18 protein-coding genes are annotated in these 15,925 nt (G+C 73.5%); 11 read left to right on the forward strand and 7 right to left on the reverse strand.

Translation table 11 applies throughout. From position 1 onward, the window contains the following. Positions 1 to 26: 26 nt before the first annotated feature. Both CLT68_RS12995 and cofC read right to left on the reverse strand, forming a co-directional pair. Complete coding sequence (locus tag CLT68_RS12995) at positions 27 to 224, reverse strand: cold-shock protein (protein ID WP_030335323.1); 198 nt, start codon at positions 222 to 224, stop codon at positions 27 to 29. A 23-nt stretch (positions 225 to 247) separates the two neighbouring features. After that, on the reverse strand, positions 248 to 898 hold the full coding sequence (gene cofC, locus CLT68_RS13000; RefSeq protein ID WP_099851139.1) for a 2-phospho-L-lactate guanylyltransferase: 651 nt from the start codon (positions 896 to 898) through the stop codon (positions 248 to 250). A 127-nt stretch (positions 899 to 1,025) separates the two neighbouring features. Between cofC and CLT68_RS13005 the strand changes: the two genes are divergently transcribed. The 5 genes from CLT68_RS13005 (at position 1,026) to CLT68_RS13025 (ending at position 5,825) form a co-directional block, all read left to right on the forward strand. Continuing rightward, a complete protein-coding gene (locus tag CLT68_RS13005) occupies positions 1,026 to 1,763 on the forward strand; it encodes a lysophospholipid acyltransferase family protein (protein ID WP_099851142.1) in 738 nt (245 codons plus the stop codon). Continuing rightward, positions 1,760 to 2,767 carry an NAD(P)H-dependent glycerol-3-phosphate dehydrogenase gene (locus CLT68_RS13010; protein WP_088946580.1) on the forward strand — a complete coding sequence of 336 codons (1,008 nt, stop codon included), beginning with the start codon at positions 1,760 to 1,762 and terminating at the stop codon, positions 2,765 to 2,767. The genes CLT68_RS13005 and CLT68_RS13010 overlap by 4 nt, the downstream gene beginning before the upstream one ends. Before the next feature lie 8 nt (positions 2,768 to 2,775). Then, complete coding sequence (locus tag CLT68_RS13015; protein ID WP_099851144.1) at positions 2,776 to 3,906, forward strand: cystathionine gamma-lyase; 1,131 nt, start codon at positions 2,776 to 2,778, stop codon at positions 3,904 to 3,906. Then, on the forward strand, positions 3,903 to 4,691 hold the full coding sequence (locus CLT68_RS13020; protein ID WP_099851145.1) for a putative protein N(5)-glutamine methyltransferase: 789 nt from the start codon (positions 3,903 to 3,905) through the stop codon (positions 4,689 to 4,691). Before CLT68_RS13015 ends, CLT68_RS13020 begins: the two co-directional genes overlap by 4 nt. 84 nt (positions 4,692 to 4,775) lie before the next feature. Continuing rightward, entirely contained in the window at positions 4,776 to 5,825 is a 1,050-nt protein-coding gene (locus CLT68_RS13025) for an ROK family protein (protein WP_099851147.1), read from the forward strand. Positions 5,826 to 5,966: 141 nt separating this feature from the next. On the opposite strand, the gene CLT68_RS13030 is transcribed toward CLT68_RS13025, so the two are convergent. Both CLT68_RS13030 and CLT68_RS13035 read right to left on the reverse strand, forming a co-directional pair. Next, positions 5,967 to 6,167: a DUF397 domain-containing protein gene (locus CLT68_RS13030; protein ID WP_088946584.1), complete on the reverse strand. Its 201-nt coding sequence runs from the start codon at positions 6,165 to 6,167 to the stop codon at positions 5,967 to 5,969. Positions 6,168 to 6,172: 5 nt separating this feature from the next. After that, on the reverse strand, positions 6,173 to 7,018 hold the full coding sequence (locus CLT68_RS13035; RefSeq protein WP_099851149.1) for a helix-turn-helix domain-containing protein: 846 nt from the start codon (positions 7,016 to 7,018) through the stop codon (positions 6,173 to 6,175). A gap of 278 nt (positions 7,019 to 7,296) precedes the next feature. On the opposite strand from CLT68_RS13035, the gene CLT68_RS13040 reads away from it, so the two are divergent. Then, positions 7,297 to 7,515: a hypothetical protein gene (locus tag CLT68_RS13040; RefSeq protein WP_088946586.1), complete on the forward strand. Its 219-nt coding sequence runs from the start codon at positions 7,297 to 7,299 to the stop codon at positions 7,513 to 7,515. Positions 7,516 to 7,710: 195 nt separating this feature from the next. Continuing rightward, positions 7,711 to 8,811: a D-alanine--D-alanine ligase family protein gene (locus CLT68_RS13045; RefSeq protein ID WP_099851150.1), complete on the forward strand. Its 1,101-nt coding sequence runs from the start codon at positions 7,711 to 7,713 to the stop codon at positions 8,809 to 8,811. 75 nt (positions 8,812 to 8,886) lie between these two features. Here the strand turns inward: CLT68_RS13045 and CLT68_RS13050 are convergent, their stop codons facing one another. Both CLT68_RS13050 and CLT68_RS13055 read right to left on the reverse strand, forming a co-directional pair. Next, on the reverse strand, positions 8,887 to 9,546 hold the full coding sequence (locus tag CLT68_RS13050; protein WP_099857105.1) for a DUF3515 family protein: 660 nt from the start codon (positions 9,544 to 9,546) through the stop codon (positions 8,887 to 8,889). A gap of 9 nt (positions 9,547 to 9,555) precedes the next feature. Continuing rightward, positions 9,556 to 9,789, reverse strand: coding sequence for an Lrp/AsnC ligand binding domain-containing protein (locus CLT68_RS13055; RefSeq protein WP_030487446.1), 234 nt, complete (start codon positions 9,787 to 9,789; stop codon positions 9,556 to 9,558). A gap of 96 nt (positions 9,790 to 9,885) precedes the next feature. On the opposite strand from CLT68_RS13055, the gene CLT68_RS13060 reads away from it, so the two are divergent. Then, positions 9,886 to 10,875, forward strand: a complete 990-nt coding sequence (locus tag CLT68_RS13060) for a thiamine-phosphate kinase (protein WP_088946588.1) — start codon at positions 9,886 to 9,888, stop codon at positions 10,873 to 10,875. A 29-nt stretch (positions 10,876 to 10,904) separates the two neighbouring features. Beyond that, entirely contained in the window at positions 10,905 to 11,366 is a 462-nt protein-coding gene (locus tag CLT68_RS13065) for a GNAT family N-acetyltransferase (protein ID WP_099851152.1), read from the forward strand. Between the two features lie 201 nt (positions 11,367 to 11,567). On the opposite strand, the gene rpmB is transcribed toward CLT68_RS13065, so the two are convergent. Next, the gene (rpmB, locus tag CLT68_RS13070) at positions 11,568 to 11,759 is read right to left on the reverse strand and encodes a 50S ribosomal protein L28 (RefSeq protein ID WP_007456456.1); all 192 of its coding nucleotides are present in this window, start codon (positions 11,757 to 11,759) and stop codon (positions 11,568 to 11,570) included. Between the two features lie 288 nt (positions 11,760 to 12,047). Here rpmB and CLT68_RS13075 point away from each other — a divergent pair, with 288 nt between their 5' ends. Together CLT68_RS13075 and recG are read left to right on the forward strand one after the other, a co-directional pair. After that, a complete protein-coding gene (locus CLT68_RS13075; protein WP_099857107.1) occupies positions 12,048 to 13,661 on the forward strand; it encodes a DAK2 domain-containing protein in 1,614 nt (537 codons plus the stop codon). After that, positions 13,658 to 15,856 carry an ATP-dependent DNA helicase RecG gene (gene recG, locus CLT68_RS13080; protein WP_099851154.1) on the forward strand — a complete coding sequence of 733 codons (2,199 nt, stop codon included), beginning with the start codon at positions 13,658 to 13,660 and terminating at the stop codon, positions 15,854 to 15,856. The genes CLT68_RS13075 and recG overlap by 4 nt, the downstream gene beginning before the upstream one ends. Positions 15,857 to 15,925: the final 69 nt, after the last annotated feature.

The following is a 15,925-nucleotide window of genomic DNA, read 5'->3' on the forward strand; positions in this document are numbered from 1 at the left end:
CGCAAAATGAACTTGGGCTCGCCGGCTCAGATCATCGTCGGCAATGTCACCCGGACGACCTCTCCGTCGGGATCCGTGTCGATGCGGACCCGCTGGCCCAGCCGGAGCAACCGCAGCCCGGAGGCATCGAAGGCCCGTGCGGGGAAGCGCATCTCGGTGCCGTCGTCGAGCAGCAGCACACCGCTGCGTGTTGCCGCGTCATAGCTGGCCACCGTGCCCTGCATGCTGGCACCGTACACCCGGGGGGTCACCCGGCGGAGCGGGCCGGACGGCTGGCGGCGGCGACGAGCGCGGCGGTGCGTGGCCCCAGTCCTAGCCGGGCGGCGGCGGCCAGGTCCGCGGCGGTGTCCACGTCCCGGCGCAGGCTGGGCCAGTCGCCGTTCAGGGGCAGCGCCCCGCTCGCCGCGTGCGCGACCGCCGAGCCCACCCCGAAGCGAGGGTCCAGCGGCACACCCGGCGGGGCGGCGAGCAGCACGGTGCCGCTGCCGGGGGCGTCCGGCACGAACCGGCGTACCCCTTCCCGGCCGTTCTGCGCCGCGAGCAGCGCGCCGGCCAGCTCGGCCGGGCGCAGCGCAGGCAGGTCCGCGGTGAGCCCGGCCACCCAGCCGGCGGTGGTCCCGGCCGCGCCGTGCCGGAACGCCGCGTTCAGGCCGGCGTCCGGCCCGTCGGGCAGCACCCGCGCGCCGGCGCCCAGCGCCGCCGCCGCGACCCGGGCGTCGTCGGTGACCACCAGGACCTCGGCGACCGCCGGGCAGGCCAGCACCGCGCGGAGGGTGTCAGCCGCCAGGGCCAGCGCCAGCTCCTCGTGCGGTACGCCGGACAGCGCGCCCCGCAGCCGGCTCTTGGCAGCAGCCAGATGCTTCACCGGCACCACCACGGCCCACCTCGGCTGACTCACGCCCGCAATCCTGCCAGCCGCACGGCGGGACCCTCGCTGGCCGTACCGGGGGCGAGCAGGCATGATTTCCGCTGCGGGTGTCGCGGGCGGGATTCGCGGCGGGGTTGGGGCGCGACGAGGAGGCACAGTGGCACGGCGGAGGCTGGGGTTCTGGCAACGGTTCGCCGTGTGGCTGATCAAGCCGGTGATGACCCTGTGGACCCGGCGCACCTGGCGGGGCCAGGAACACCTCGGCGGCGACGGTGGCGTGATCATCGTGGCGAACCACATCTCGCACGCCGACCCGCTGGTCTCCGCGCACTTCATCTACGACTCCGGGCGCTGGCCGCAGTACCTGGGCAAGGCCAGCGTGTTCCGGGTGCCGGTGGTCGGCTGGATCCTGCACCGGTGCCTGCAGATTCCGGTCGAGCGGGGCAGCGTCGACGCGGTCCGCTCGCTGGACGCGCTGGTCACCGCGCTCGATCAGGGCGGTGCCGTGGTGATCTACCCGGAGGGCACCACCACCCGACAGCCGGAGCTGTGGCCGATGAAGGCCAAGACCGGGGCCGCCCGGCTGGCCCTGGCCACCGGCGCACCCGTCGTACCGGTGGTGATGTGGGGACCGGAGCGGATCTTCGACCCCCGGACCAGTCGCGTCAACCTGCGCCCCCGGACCCCGGTGACCGTCGTCGCCGGAGACCCGATCGACCTGGGCCGGTGGGCGGACGCCCCGCCGACCCGGGCCACCCTCGAGGAGATGACGGACACCATCATGTTGCGGCTGCGGGACATGCTCGCCGAGATCCGTGGCGGCACCCCGCCGCCGCTGTGGGAACGACCGGCCCGGTCCGCCGTCCGGCACGAGCAGCAGGGCGACCTGGCATGACCGGCCACGTCGCGGTGCTCGGCGCCGGTTCCTGGGGCACCGCGTTCGCCAAGATCCTGGCCGACGCGGGGCGTGACGTGACAGTGTGGGCCCGGCGTGCGCCGGTCGCCGAGAGCATCCGGACCGAGCGCCGCAACCCGGAGTACCTGCCCGACCTGCTGTTGCCCGCCCGGGTCACCGCCACCGCCGACGCGACCGAGGCGATCACCGGCGCGGAGCTGGTGGTGCTGGCGGTGCCGTCGCAGACCCTGCGCGGCAACCTCGCTGAGTGGGTCGGACACCTGCACCCCGACTCCACCCTGGTGTCGCTGATGAAGGGCATCGAGCTCGGCACCACCAAGCGGATGAGCGAGGTCATCGTGGAGACCGCCGGGGTCGCCGCGGACCGGGTGGTCGTCGTGTCCGGCCCGAACCTGGCCCCCGAGATCGCCGCCGAGCAGCCCGCCGCGACCGTCGTCGCCGGGACGAACAGCCACCGCACCGCGCTCGTGCAGGCGTCGATCCGGACGCCATACCTGCGCCCGTACACCAACGACGACGTGATCGGCTGCGAGCTGGGCGGGGCGGTCAAGAACGTGATCGCCCTGTCGTACGGCATCGCCACCGCGATGGGTTTCGGCGACAACACCCGGGCCATGCTGATGACCCGGGGGCTGGCCGAGACCGCCCGGCTGGGCGTGGCGCTCGGCGCGGACCCGATCACCTTCGCCGGCCTCGCGGGAATGGGCGACCTGGTCGCCTCCTGCTCGTCCCCGCTGGCCCGCAACCGCACCTTCGGCGAGCACCTGGGCCGGGGCGAGACGCTGGAGCAGGCCCAGACGGCCACCCGGCAGACCGCCGAGGGTGTGAAGAGCTGCCTGGCGATTCGCGACCTGGCCCGCGCGCACGGTGTGGAGATGCCCATCACCGAGCACGTCGAGCGGATCTGCCACGAGGGGATGGACCCGCGCCTCGCCGTGGAAGCCCTGATGAGCCGCACCGCCAAACCCGAGTCGTACGAGTGAGGAATCCGATGAGCGAGTTGGGAGACGGCACCCGCTGCGTACGCGCCGGCCTGCCCGAGCCGGCACCAGGGGACCCGTTCCTGCCCGGGCCGGTCTTCGCCGCGCCGTACCACCTCGACCCGTTCCAGGGCCAGGGCACGTCGCCGAACGGCTACGGTCGCCCCGACAACCCCACCCGGCGGCTCCTGGAGGCGGCCGTGGGCGAGTTGGAAGGCGGCGACTGCCGCGTCTTCGCCACCGGTCAGGCGGCCATCACCGGCCTGCTGCTCACCCTGCTGCGCCCGGGGGACACGGTGGTGCTGCCCTCCGACGGATACTTCCCGGTCCGGGCGTTCGCCACCGACGTGCTGGAGGGCATCGGCGTCCGGGTGCTGTTCGCGCCGACCGCCGGGCCGTACCCGTCGTTCGAGGGCGTCCGGCTGGTGCTGGTGGAGACGCCGGCCAACCCGGGCCTGGACGTGGTCGACGTGGCGGTCCTGGCGGAGAGGGCGCACGCCGCGGGCGCGCTGCTCGCGGTGGACAACACCACCGCCACCCCGCTCGGTCAGCGCCCACTGGACCTCGGCGCGGACCTGGTGGTCGCCTCGGGCACGAAGGCGCTCACCGGCCACTCCGACCTGCTGCTGGGTTACCTGGCCAGCCGGTCCACCGAGCTGATCGGGGCGGTGACGACCTGGCGTACGACCACCGGGGCGGTGCCGGGAGCGTTCGACGCCTGGCTGGCACACCGGTCGCTGGGCACCCTCGATCTGCGGCTGGCCCGGCAGAGCGCGAACGCCGCCGCGGTCGCCGACCTGCTGGCCGGCCGGCCGGACGTGACGGGTCTGCGCTGGCCGGGGCGGCCGGGAGATCCCGCGTACGCGGTGGCCTCGGCCCAGATGCGTCGGATGCCGGGGGTGCTCTCGTTCGACCTGGGTAGCGCCGACCGGGTGGGCCGGTTCATCGAGGCCGCCCGGCTGGTGGCGGCGGCGACCTCCTTCGGTGGCCTGCACACCACGGCGGACCGGCGGGAGCAGTGGGGCGACGACACCGCACCCGGCTTCGTCCGGCTCTCCTGCGGTGTGGAGGACACGGCCGACCTGGTGGCCGACATCGCCGCCGCCCTGGACGCGGCCGGGTCGGTCCGAGGAGGCTCGTGACGTCAGCGCCCCTGGCCGACCGGTCCGGGCTCGTGGGCCGGCTACGCACCGCCGGCTGCGTCTACGCCGAGGACGAGGCCGACCTGCTGCTGGCCGCCGCGGACACCCCGGCGGCGTTGGCTGAGCTGACCGACCGCCGGGTGGCCGGTGAACCGCTGGAGTACCTGCTCGGCTGGGCCGAGTTCTGCGGGCTGCGGATAGCCGTCGACGCTGGCGTCTTCGTGCCGCGTGGGCGGACCGCGCTGCTGGTCGAGGTGGCCGCCGAACTGACCGGCCCGGCGCCGGCCGTGGCCGACCTCTGCTGCGGCTCCGGTGCCACCACTGTCGCGCTGGCGCACCGGCTCGCTCCACGCTGGCTGGCCGGTGCCGACATCGACCCGGCGGCCGTGGCGTGCGCACGCCGCAACCTCGCCGGGCTGGACGCCGAGGTGTACGAGGGTGACCTCTTCACACCGCTGCCCCGGCAGTGGCGGGGTCGGCTGGACCTGGTGGTCGCCAACGCCCCGTACGTGCCGACCGACGCGGTGCCGCTGATGCCCGCCGAGGCGCGGCTGCACGAGGCCCCGGTCGCGCTCGACGGCGGGCCGGACGGGCTCACCGTGCTGCGCCGGGTGGGCGTCGGTGCCGCCTCCTGGCTGGCCCCTGGCGGACACCTGGTGGTCGAGGCCAGCGACGCCCAGGCGGACGTGCTCTGCGCGGCGCTCGACGCCGCCGGGCTGGTGCCGAGGGTGCGACACGACGAGGACCTGGACGCCACAGCAGTAACCGCCCGCCGCCCCAACTGAGCCCGCTCGGGTGGCCGGGCGTAGCGGGGGAGGAGGGTTGGCACTAGCCTCGGCTCACACTCATGACGGCGGGAGGCGGTATCGGTGGGCAGCGCAGGTGTGCCGGTGGTCGTCGGGCTGGACAACGGCGGCACCAGCAACAATGCCACCGTGCTGACGGTGGACGGCCGCTTCCTGGTGGACGGGCTGTTGGAGATCCCCAGCGAGGTACGGGCCGGGCCGGAGGCGGCGATCGAGGCACTCGCCCAGGCGCTGGACGGCGCCCTGGCGCAGACCGGGGTGCCGCGCGACCTGGTCCAGGCGGTCGGGCTGGACACTCCCGGCCCCGCCAGCGCCGACGGCGTCATCTCGTCGCGGGGCTCCACCAACTTCTCCCAGCCGGCCTGGCGGGGCTTCGACGTGCGGGGCGCGCTGGAACGACGGCTCGGCCTGCCGGTCGTCTATCACAACGACGGCAACGCGGCGGCGCTCTACGCCCACCACGTGCACTTCGGTGCTGACGCGATGGGCCGCTCGTCGGTCTCCGCGATCGTCGGCACCGGCCTCGGCGGCGGTGTGGTCGAGAGCGGTCGGGTGATCGCCGGTGCGGCCGGAATGGCCGGGGAGCTCGGTCACGTGCACATCCCGCTGAACGGGCTGCTCAGCCCGGGGCAGCAGGAACCCACCTGTGCCTGCGGCTTCACCGGTGACGTCGAGAGCGTGGCCTCGCTGACCGGCATCGAGCGCAACCTGCTGCCGTACTGGCTGACCCGGTACCCCGACCACCCGCTCGCCGCCGAGCCGCTGGCCCGGGCGGCCAAGTTGGTTCGCGGGTACGGCGAACGGGGAGACGCCCTCGCACGGGACCTCTTCACCCAGCAGGCGATGGCGCTGGGCCGGCTTTTCACCGTTGCGGCGAACTTCACCGACCCGCACGCGTACTTCGTCGGTGGCGGGGTGGTCGAGGCGGCACCGGAGTTCCGCGACTGGTTCCTGGCGACGGTCCGCGAACACACAGTGCTCCGCGAGGAGCAGGCCGCGGTGGCCACCTTCGCGCTGGTGCCGGACCGGGACATGGCTGGTGCCCGGGGCGTGGCGATCGCCGCGCTGGAGGCCCTGCGCGCCGTCCCGGAGCCCCGCCCGCTGGTCGCCTGAGCCCGCCGGGCCTGGTCCTGCCACGTCTCCGGCCTGGCCCGCCGCGCGCCCTGATCGGCGGCGCGGCGGGCGGTCAGCAGGAGGCAGTGCCCGGTCCGGGCTGCGGTGGCCCCAGGTCGGGTCAGCGGTGCGACGGCCTGGTCAGCGGCGAGGTGGCGCCTGAGCGAAGGCGGCCCAGGCGCCCGTTGCGAACAGCAGAGCCGGGCCGGCCGGGTCCTTGGAATCGCGGACGGCCACCAGCCGTGGCAGCGCGGCAACCTCGACGCAGGCACCCTCGTCGCCGCTGCGGCTGCTCTTGCGCCACGCCGCCGCGGCCAAGGCCGCTGTGATTGTCGGTGTCATCGGTCCTACCGTCCCTTCAGGACTGACAGGAGCATCTCGCGGCTGTCCGCCGGGCTGAGCGCCACGCTTCGGAGATGCTCCATGATCTTGGTGCAGGTACGCGTCTCGCCGGCCCGGTCGAGGATCATCTGACCTGCCACGGTCTCCACCGAGGCGATGATCGGGTCCTCCGGGTCGGCGAACTCCAGGATGTGCAGCGAACCCCGCGTGCCCCGGTGGTAGCCGGCGGAGAGCGGGATCACCTGGACGCTGATGTTGGGCAGCTCGGCCATCTTGACCAGGTGACGCAGTTGCCCGTCCATCGCCGACTTGTCGCCGACGGGACGCAGCAGCGCGCCCTCGTCGATGATCGCGTCGAAGATGGGCGGGTTGTCGCCGGTGAGCCGTTGTTGACGGTCCAGCCGGATCTTGACCCGTTGCTCCACCAGGTCGTCGCCGAGGGTGTGCGGCCCGCCGCGCATCACGCCACGGACGTAGTCTGCGGTCTGCAGCAGGCCGGGCACCACCGAGGGCTCGAAGTTGGCGATGGCCGTCGCCTCGGCCTCCAGCGCGATGAAGTCGATGGTGCGCGGATCCAGCAGGTACGAGTACGACACCCACCAGCCCGGCTTGCGGGCGTCCTTCGCGAGCTGCACCGCCGCAGCCACCTCCTCGGCACCCACCCCGTACGACGTGAGCAGGGCGCGCACGGTGGCCGGGCTGATCAGGGTCTGGGCGTTCTCGTACCGGGAGAGGGTGCTGCGGGTGCTGTTGATCTCATCCGCCGCGGTTTCCAGCGTCAGGCCGGCGGCTTCCCGGTGATGGCGCAGGGCGATGCCGAGCCGGCGGGCACGGGCGGTCTTGGGGGCCATGCATCGATGGTCGCACACATTTGCGGGAACGTCTGCATGAGAAAACGTCGATGAGAGTTGCATTCACGGCTGTACACGTGTCAATCTGTTACCGCGTCCTCACCGCCGGTTGTCGTGGCGACGGTGGTGGTGAGCGACCGGAGGGGATGGGGCGCGCGGCGATCGGGTTTCTCCCCCGTGCCCGATCGTCGCGTGCCGCCCCGCCATCCCGTCCCGCCGGAAGGAGACGACGTGCGAACCTGTCCGGAGCCCTCCGCCGTGCACCCGGGCGGCTGTCGATGACCCGCTTCCTCGTGGTGCTCACCGACGTGCGCCCCGTCGAGGGCATCGACCGCAACGAGAGGGTCGCGCCCGAGCGGCGCCGACAGGTGGTCGGCGCCAGCAGTCGGGAGGCCGCCGACCGGATCGCCGGAGCGTTCATGGCGCTGGGCATGGTGCGGGCCGGCCGGCAACGGGTCAAGGTGATCGCGGTCGGTCGCCGGCACTCCCGGGACTGAGCAGGCCCAGGTCACCGGCCTGCGACACCGCGACTGTCCCGTCACGCACCGTACATCCTCTGTTGACCGATTGCCGTGTCGTGCTGTGGCTCGCCGGGTATCGCCTCGCCCTACCGCCACGCACAGTAAGGTCAACCGGGTGAGCGCCACCGGCGAGCACGACCAGCCGCAGTCGCGTACGAAGAGGTGACCGGAGTGACCACCCCAGGCAAGACCCGCGTGGCGATCGTGTTCGGCGGCCGCAGCCCGGAGCACGGCATCTCCTGCGTCAGCGCCGGCAGCGTCTTCGGCGCGCTCGACCCCGACGAGTTCGAGGTGGTGCCCGTCGGCATCACCCGGGCTGGCCAGTGGGTCCTGACCAGCGGAGATCCCGCCCAGCTCGCGATCAACGCCCGTCAGCTGCCGGAGATCACCGCCGACTCCGGCGACGACATCGTGCTGCGCGCCGACCCCACCGGCAACGGGCTCATGGTGCTCGACCCGACCGAGGGCCCCCGGGTGCTCGCCGACGTCGACGTGGTCTTCCCGGTGCTGCACGGCACGTACGGCGAGGACGGCACCATCCAGGGCATGCTGGAGATGGCCGGCATCCCCTACGTCGGGGCGAACGTGTTCGCGTCCGCAGCGGCGATGGACAAGGAGTTCACCAAGAAGCTCTGCGCCGTCGAGGGCATCCCGGTCGGCTCGTACGCCGTGCTGCGCAACGGCATGACGCTCAGCGAGCACGACAAGGAGCGGCTCGGTCTGCCGGTCTTCGTCAAGCCGTCCCGGGCCGGGTCGTCGTTCGGCATCACCCGGGTCACCGACTGGGCGCAGCTCGACGACGCGGTCGCCGCCGCCCGGCAGTTCGACCCGAAGGTCATCATCGAGGCCGCGATCATCGGCCGCGAGGTCGAGTGCGGTGTGCTGGAGGGCGAGGCCGGCGGTGCGCCCGAGGCGTCCGTGCTGGCCGAGGTGCGGGTCGTCGCCGACCACGACTTCTACGACTTCGAGGCGAAGTACCTCGACGACTCCTGCGAGTACGACATCCCGGCCGGCCTGCCGGACAAGGTGACCCGCCAGGTGCAGGAGTACGCCGTCCGCGCGTTCACGGCGCTGGACTGCGCGGGCCTGGCCCGGGCCGACTTCTTCGTCACCCCCGAGCTGGACGTCTACCTCAACGAGATCAACACGATGCCCGGGTTCACCCCGACGTCGATGTTCCCCCGGATGTGGGCGGCCTCCGGCCTGGAATATCCGAAGCTGGTCAACCGCCTGATCCGCACCGCCCAGCGGCGCGGCGTCGGCCTGCACTGAGCCACCCGGCCCAGGAGGGTCAGCCGGCCGAGCCGCCCGGTCCTTCCGACGTGCGTCAGGCGGCGCGGGATCGGGTCAGCGCTGGCAGCCGGACGGGATGGCGCCGCCGGAGGGCACTGTCGCCACGATCGTGCTGGAGATCGTCGTCAGCCACTGCAACGGCTGCTCGTAGGAGCGCGGCACACGCACCGTGATCAGCGTCTCCCGGTCGACAGTGCTGAGCACCGCCGCGTCGGCCTGCTCGGCCAGGTGCCAGCAGACCCGGTTCACCGTCCAGACCTCGTCGGTGCTGGGGAACTCCGGCTCGGTGCCGCCGCAGGCCACCGTGAGAGCGGGATCGCCGTACGCCGCGTTCTGCTCCGGGCCGGCGGTGACCGGCCGCTGGGTCAGGTCGCGGATGTTCGCCGGCAGTTGGGAGAGCAGGGCCCGGCAGACAGTGGCCGGGCGGGCGGCCAGCGCCGGGGCGGCCATCTCCACCGGGGCGGTGGACTGCACCCGGGGAGTCGTCGCGGACGGGGTCGGCGCGGCCGCGGGTGCGCCCGGGCTGAGCTTGTTGAAGGCCAGCACGGCCACCAGCAGCGTGATCGGCAGCGCGATCACCGTGGCCAGTAGCGCGGCGCCGCGAATGGTCCGGTCCCGGCCGGCCGGCGCGGCGGCGGTGGTGTCGGCCGGGTCGCGGTTACCGTCAGCCGGCTCACGCGTCCGGTCGTCGTCACGTGCAGAGGAGGCCGTCATCTCGTCCACTTACAGCCGCACCACCGAACACGTGAGGGTGCGGGTGATGCCTGGCACCATCTGCACCTTGCTGACGATGAGCTTGCCGAGCTCGTCGACGGTGTTCGCCTCGGTGAGGACGACCACGTCGTACGGCCCGGTGACGGCGTCGACGCGCACCACGCCGGGGATGTCCGCGATGAGACCCGCCACGTCACGTGCGCGGCCGACCTCGGTCTGGATGAGGATGTACGCCTGTACCACGACTCGACCTCCGTCCGTCGCCGCCCGGGAGCGGCCCGAAGGGTGAAACTACCTTACGGACCAGGTCTGATCCCTATCGGTCGTCAAGGAGCAGCGGTGAGCGAGCACGGCGGAGCCGGGCAGCACGGGCAGAACGCCGGCAGTGGCGCCAGTGTGTCCGGGATCGGGGAGTTCGGGCTGATCGGGAAGATAACTGCCCGACTCTCGTTCGGGCCCACGACCCTGCTCGGCCCCGGCGACGACGCGGCGGTGGTGGCCGCCCCGGACGGCCGGGTGGCGGCCTCCACCGACGTGCTCGTCGACGGTCGGCACTTCCGGCGGGACTGGTCCTCGGCGCGCGACGTCGGGCACCGGGCGGCGGCGGCCAACCTGGCCGACATCGCGGCGATGGGCGCCACGCCGACCGCCCTGCTGGTCGCGCTCTGCATGCCGGCTGACCTGGAGACCGGCTGGGCGGAGGAGCTGGCCGACGGGCTCGCCGCCGAGGCGGCGACGGTCGGCGCCAGCGTCGTCGGCGGGGACATGTCGGCCAGCCCCACCCTGACCGTGGCGGTCACCGCGCTGGGCGACCTGGAGGGCCGCCCACCCGTGCTGCGCTCCGGCGCCCGTCCCGGTGACGTGCTCGCCCTGGCCGGGCGCAGCGGGTACGCGGCTGCCGGGCTGACCGTGCTCACCCGCGGCTTCCGCACTCCCCGCCTGCTGGTCGAGGCGTACCGGCGGCCGCAGGTGCCCTACCAGGCTGGCCCGCAGGCCGCCCGGCTCGGCGCCACCTCGATGATCGACGTGTCGGACGGGCTGCTCGCCGACCTCGGCCACGTGTCGGCGGCCAGCGGGGTGGCCATCGACGTGCGGCGGGACGCGTTCGAGGTGCCCCGGCAGATGGCCGACGCGGCACAGGCACTCGGCGTCGACCCGTACACCTGGATCCTGGCGGGTGGTGACGACCACGCGCTGGCCGCGACCTTTCCCCCGGCGGTCGTGCTGCCGCCGGACTGGCGGCCGGTGGGCCTGGTCACGGAGGGTGCCGGGGTGACGGTCGACGGCGCGCCCCACGACGGCCCGACCGGCTGGGACCATTTCCGGTGAGGCCTGGGGCCCGCCGTACCCTGGACACCGTGAGTGAGATCGAGATCCGGACGGTGCGGTTCGACGCACCGGTGGCACAGCAGTTGATCCAAGCCGCACTGGCCGACCTCGGCGCCCGCTACGGCGGCACCGGCGACGACACCCCGGTGGACGCGACCGAGTTCGAGCCGCCGGATGGCGCGTTCCTGGTCGCCTACCTGGCCGGCGAGCCGGTCGGCTGCGGTGGCTGGCGCAGCCACGGCGCGGACACCGCGGAGCTGAAGCGGATGTACACGGCCCCGGCTGCGCGTGGGCGGGGCGTGGCCCGCACGGTGTTGGCGGCCGTCGAGCGCTCGGCCCGGGAGCAGGGCCGTAAGCGGGTGGTCCTGGAGTGCGGGGACAAGCAGCCCGAGGCGATCGCGATGTACAGCTCCGCCGGTTACGAGCGGATTCCGAACTTCGGCTTCTACAAGGACGCGGAGGGCTGCGTCTCCTTCGGCCGCACCCTCTGACTCCGTTGCGGTGATCGACTCGGGTTTCTTGAACTCGGGCTGTCCCCAGCGCAGGACACCCCGACTCCCGGAAAACCGAGGTCGATCAAGGCGGCACGCCACAGCTCAAGCGGCACAGCTCAGGCGGCGACCGGACGCGACAGAGCCGGCGGACCTCAGGGTCCGCCGGCTCCGCCGTACGAGAAGGTGGGTGCTACCGCGTCAGGCGCGGGTGACCTTGCCGGCCTTGATGCACGAGGTGCAGACCTGCAACTTCTTGGTGTTGCCGCCACCGGCCGGGGTACGCACCGACTGGATGTTCGGGTTCCAGCGGCGGTTGGTCCGCCGGTGCGAGTGGGACACGTTGTGGCCGAAGCCCGGTCCCTTGCCACAGACGTCGCACACGCTAGCCACGGGATACTCCTGGGATTGATACGTTCATGGGGTCGCCGGTAGGTGCTGCCCGGGCAACCTGGTCAGGTTACCCGATGACTCGCCGACCCGGCCAACCGGCCCGGTCCGGCGCTCGCCCGTGCCCCGGCTTGTGCCTGGTCGTGGGCCCGCCCGCCGGTGGGTGGGACCGGCCCGGCGGCAAGGGTACCGGAGGAGTTTGCCCGTGTTACGGCCACCGCCGGAGCGGGGCGCGGGGGACACGCGGGACGAGTCCGACGCGTGTCGGTGCGCGCCAGTAGGCTTCTGGCCGTGCTGGACACCCTCGACGCCGCCGCGGTCCGCCGCTGGTGTGCGAGCGGGTTGGCCGCGCTCAAGCGTCACCAGGGCGAGATCGACCAGCTCAACGTCTACCCGGTGCCCGACGGCGACACCGGCACCAACCTGGTGCTCACCCTCACCTCGGCCCAGCAGGCTCTCGCCATGAACCTGGACACCCTCCCCGACAGCGGGCCGACCGCGCACGGGCACGCGTTGCGGCTGATGGCGCAGGGCGCGCTGCTCGGCGCGCGGGGCAACTCCGGGGTGATCCTCTCGCAGATCCTGCGGGGGTTCGCCGACGAGGTCGCCGGGGTGCCGGCGGTGCGCGGTCGGGAGTTGGCCGCCGCGCTGCGCTCCGGCGCCGCCGCGGCGTACACCGCGGTTGCCCGGCCGGTCGAGGGCACAGTGCTCACGGTGGTCGCGGCGGCGGCCACGGGCGCCGAACGGGCGGACAGCGACGACCTGCCGGCGGTGGTCCGCGCCGCGGCCCGGGCCGCCGCCGAGGCGCTCTCCCACACCCCGGAGCAACTGCCGGTGCTGGCCCGCGCGGGCGTGGTCGACGCGGGTGGCCGAGGGCTGTGCGTGCTGCTCGACGCCCTGGTCGCGGTGCTCACCGGGGAGAGCACCGCGCAGCCCGCGCCGACGCCGCGCTCCGCCCGCCCGGCGGCCACCGTCGCCCGGGAGACCGGTTCCGACGAGTACGCGTACGAGGTGCAGTTCCTGCTCGACGCCGGGGCGGAGGCGGTCGACGGGTTGCGACGGGCGCTGGACGCGCTGGGGGATTCGCTGGTCATCGTCGGCGACGGGCGTGAGCCCGAGGGCACCTGGAACGTGCACGTGCACGTCAACGACGTGGGCGCGGCGGTCGAGGCGGGGGTCGCCGCCGGTCGCCCGTACCGGATCTCGGTGACCCGCTTCGCCGACCAGCCGGAGCCGCCCTCGGGCCCGGTGACGGCCGGGCGGGCCGCGGTGGTGGTCGCCACCGGCGGAGGGATCGCCGAGTTGTTCGCCGCGGAGGGCGCCACAGTGGTGCCGGGCAACCCGTCCACGGGTGAGCTGCTGGACGCCGTGCGCAGCACCGGCGCGGCCCGGGTGGTGGTGCTGCCCAACGACGCCAACACCGAGGCGGTGGCGAGCGCGGCGGCCCGCGAGGCCCATCGGCACGGCATCAAGGTCAGCGTGGTGCCGACGCGCTCGCCCGTGCAGGCGCTGGCCGCCCTCGCGGTCCGCGACGGCGACCGCCGCTTCGAGGACGACGTGATCGCGATGGCCGAGGCGGCCGGCGCCTGCCGCTACGCCGAGGTCTGCCACGCCAGCCGGGAGGCGCTGACCGTCGCCGGCCCGTGCCGTCCCGGCGACGTGCTGGCGCTGGTCGAGGGGGAGGTGCACCTCATCGGCACCGATCTCACCGACACCTGCGCCGCCGTGGTCGACCGGATGCTCGGCGGCGGTGGCGAGATGGTCACCCTGCTGGCCGGGGCGGACGCCCCGGCCGGGCTCACCGATGCCGTCCGCGCGCACGTCGCGAGACGCTGGCCGTTCGTCGAGGTGCACGCGTACCCGGGGGGCCAGCCGTTTTATCCGCTCCTGGTAGGGATCGAATGAGCGAACCAGCCACGGTGGACACTCCGCTGAAGAAGCTGGTCGGGGACAAGACGGCCAAGGCGCTGGCCACGCACCTCGACCTGCACACCGCGGGTGACCTGGTCTACCACTTCCCCCGTCGCTACGACGAGCGCGGCGAGCACACCGACATCCGCTCGCTGGACGTCGGCGAGCAGGTCACAGTGCTGGCCCAGGTGCAGCGCACCGCGGTGCGCCCGATGCGGCAGCGGCGGGGCAACCTGCTGGAGGTGACCGTCGGCGACGGCTCCGGCGGGGTGCTGACACTGACCTTCTTCGGCAACCAGGCATGGCGCGAACGGGAGCTGCGCCCCGGCCGGTGGGGGCTGTTCGCCGGCAAGGTCACCGAGTTCCGGGGCAAACGGCAGCTCAACGGCCCGGAGTACGTCCTGCTCGGCGAGGGTGGCGACGGCGAGGCGGCGGTCAGCGACGAGATCGAGGAGTTCGCGGGCGCGCTGATCCCGGTCTACCCGGCCGCCGCGGCCGTACCGACCTGGGTGATCGCGCGCTGCGTGCGAGTCGTCCTGGACACGTTCACCCCGCCGGACGATCCGCTGCCGGGCACCGTGCGCGCCAGCCGCAAGCTGGTCGGGTTGGGCACCGCGTTGACCGAGATCCACCGGCCGTCCAGCAAGGAGGAGCTGCACCGGGCGCGGCGGCGGCTCAAGTGGGACGAGGCGTTCGCCGTCCAGCTGACCCTTGTGCAGCGCAAGCACCGGGCAGCCGACTGGCCGGCGCGACCCCGCCCCGCACGGTCAGGTGGGCTGCTGGACGCCTTCGACGCCCGACTGCCGTACGAGCTGACCGCCGGTCAGCGCGACGTCGGCGTGGAGATCGCCGCCGATCTGGCCGCGCCGCACCCGATGCACCGGTTGTTGCAGGGCGAGGTCGGCTCGGGCAAGACCGTGGTGGCGCTGCGGGCGATGCTCCAGGTGGTCGACGCGGGCGGGCAGGCCGCGCTGCTGGCGCCCACCGAGGTGCTGGCCGCCCAGCACTACCGCGGCATGCTCGACCTGCTCGGGCCGCTCGGGCGGGCCGGCGAGCTGGGTTCCGCGGAGCACGCCACCCGGGTCGAGCTGGTCACCGGCTCGCTGGGCGCGGCGGCCCGACGGCGGGCGCTCGGCGAGGTCGCCAGTGGTGCCGCCGGCATCGTGCTCGGCACCCACGCCCTGCTCTACGAGGGGGTCGACTTCGCCGATCTCGGCCTGGTGGTCGTCGACGAGCAGCACCGCTTCGGTGTGGAGCAACGCGACGCTCTGCGCTCCAAGGCCGACCAGCCGCCGCACGTGCTGGTGATGACGGCCACCCCGATCCCGCGCACGGTCGCGATGACCGTCTACGGCGACCTGGAGGTCTCCACCCTCTCCCAGCTGCCCCGGGGTCGGTCGCCGATCGCCTCGCACGTGGTTCCGGCCGCCGAGAAACCTGCCTACCTGGACCGGGCCTGGCGTCGACTGCGCGAGGAGGTCACGGCCGGCCACCAGGCGTACGTGGTGTGTCCGCGCATTGGCGAGGGACCGGCCAGCGAGGAGGAGCCGCCACCGGTGGACGACAACGGCCGCCGGCCCCCGCTGGCGGTGACCGAGGTGGCCCCCTTGCTGGCCGAGGGGCCGTTGCACGGGCTGCGGATCGGGGTGCTGCATGGCCGCCTGCCGGCCGACGAGAAGGACGCGGTGATGCGCTCCTTCGCGGCCGGCGACCTGGACGTGCTGGTGGCGACCACCGTGATCGAGGTCGGCGTGGACGTGCCGAACGCGACCGTGATGATCGTGCTGGACGCCGACCGCTTCGGTGTCTCCCAGCTGCACCAGCTCCGTGGCCGGGTCGGCCGGGGCTCCGCCGCCGGGCTCTGCCTGCTGGTCAGCGAGGCGGCCGAGGGTTCGTCGGCGCGCGAGCGGCTGGACGCGGTGGCGTCCACGAGCGACGGCTTCAAGCTCGCCGAGCTGGATCTGGAGCAGCGCCGCGAGGGTGACGTGCTGGGTGCCACCCAGTCCGGGCACCGCTCACACCTGCGACTGCTGTCTCTGAAACGCGACACGGAGCTTATCCGCGACGCCCGTGCGGAGGCGATCACCCTGGTCGAGGACGACCCGGAGCTGACCCGCAATCCCGCGCTGGCCGCCTCGGTGGCCGCGCTGGTCGACGAGGACCGCGCGGAATACCTGGAGAAGGGCTGAGGATCGCCCGCTCCGTGATCCCCGGCCCGGCCGGTGATCCTCCGAAACAGACCAAGGGCGCGTCGACCG

This window comes from Micromonospora sp. CNZ299, from assembly GCF_002754415.1.